Genomic DNA, 1,398 nt, shown 5'->3' on the forward strand with positions numbered 1-1,398 from the left:
ACCATAATCAATGGAGGTCGAATCAACAATAAGATTACATGCGGTGGTCATTTCTGAATAGCTAATAGCTAAACTTGTAGTTCCACCTAGCGTTTGTAAAGGTATTTGGCTTCTAACAATAACACCTTTTTTACTCAATGAATTAATTTTTAAATCAACAACTAAATTGAAGGAAAATACTTTTCCTTTTTTATCCTGAGCGGGTTGAATACGTATGTTGGGGTGAACTTTAATATCACTTTGTGATGAGTTGATTCTATTTGAACTATTTAATTCAATAGCATCTAATAAAATAGGTTTCCCATCGAGCATTGCATTATTTATATTTAAAATAGCTTCAGATGTATTATTTGAAAATGTATTACTACTTTTAGAAAACTCAAGGTATGGAATAATTTCTTCACTACATTCTATTACTACTGGAACAATTCGGGTTCCTGCATATACTGCGCCATCTTGTTTTTTTGTATTAAAATCAGCCAAGGTATCATAGTTAATCTCATTAGCTCCCAAGCGGATGTTACATGTTCCGTGGCTATCCGATGCGAATGCACTAAAAGATAGGAAAGTAAGTAGTCCTGCAATTAATTTTATCATTCTAAATCCTTTGGTCAGTCACAAAACAAATGGGATTTATTATTGTAAATAGCTCAGTTTTTGAAATGCTAATATCTTCGCTAAGATCAATAGTACATTTTTTATTATCATCTATTTCAACAAAGTAATTAGTCGGTAGGGATAAATTATCAATAATAATTCGTCCAGCATTGTCAGTTATTGTCAGTAAATTACCCATTTTATCATATACTCTTAAATTTTTTGAGAGTTTTTTCCCATTAAAAGATGGGATCAAAATAGCGCGGTTAACTTTATTAACGTAGAAATTAACTAAGGGAACACTTCCACTGGCAGGTTGAAATTCTATGATCCCATAAGGCGCATTCATATTTTTAGGTAATTTTTGATAGTCTATCTTGGCATAATTAGTTCTATAACTATCTATGCTAGGGATTACCGCGTAACCTTTACTATTCGTCATCACGGTTCCTGATGACGATTGTATTGGAATATTTTCCTGATTTTCCGTTTTTGCTATAGCAAACGTGTTCGATATTCGTTTTGATGAAAAAATGAGTTCATTGTCAAAATAAACCATCCCGCCTGATAGTGCCCCATAGTAACTGTTGGTATTATTACCTTTACTAACATTGCCCGAAAGTAAAGTCACTGGGGTCGTATAATTAACATTTAATGAGGCGCTTTGATTGCTAGGATAAGTATTTTTAATTGTACTAACAGAATAACTTAAGTAATCATTATTATGATTACTATATCTTGTTCCGTAACTTTTATTATCGCCGTAATGATTCATCCAACTTGATACGTTTTGCCTATTTC

Annotated in this window: 2 protein-coding genes; both read right to left on the minus strand. The window is 32.2% G+C overall.

Features of this window, described 5'->3' with window-relative positions:
- Window positions 1-597: hypothetical protein (locus ACIPUA_RS07255; RefSeq protein ID WP_449059511.1), on the minus strand; the 597-nt coding region annotated here is incomplete at its 3' end.
- A 1-nt stretch (window position 598) separates the two neighbouring features.
- Window positions 599-1,398 (minus strand): fimbria/pilus outer membrane usher protein (locus ACIPUA_RS07260; protein ID WP_449059512.1); only part of this gene is annotated, 800 nt, incomplete at its 5' end.

This window comes from Providencia sp. AGC89 (assembly GCF_053543535.1).